General features: G+C 47.3%; 1 protein-coding gene. It reads left to right on the top strand.

Annotation, left to right across the window (positions count from 1 at the left end; all coding sequences use genetic code 11):
* A partial coding sequence (locus JIG41_RS23320) for a zinc ribbon domain-containing protein (RefSeq protein WP_199525083.1) occupies positions 1-203 on the top strand: 203 nt, incomplete at both ends.

The raw sequence follows: 203 nt of genomic DNA, 5'->3' as shown, positions 1-203 counted from the left end.
GCCAAACAAAAGGCTGGGCTAAACAAGTCTATTTTAAACGTTGGCTGGCACATCATAGAGATTTACACCAAATACAAGGCCTACCAAGCAGGAAAAGCCGTCTTCAAAATACCCGCCCCGCATACCAGTCAGGAGTGCGCTAAATGCGATCACACTCACCCCGACAACCGTAAATCACAAGAGCTATTTGTGTGCGGTAACTG

Origin of the sequence: Pseudoalteromonas sp. bablab_jr011 (genome assembly GCF_016464045.1) — a bacterium.
GTDB classification, from domain to species: domain Bacteria; phylum Pseudomonadota; class Gammaproteobacteria; order Enterobacterales; family Alteromonadaceae; genus Pseudoalteromonas; species Pseudoalteromonas lipolytica.
Note: the sequence above shows the minus strand (reverse complement) of the source record. Positions and strands in the feature narration are given on the sequence as shown.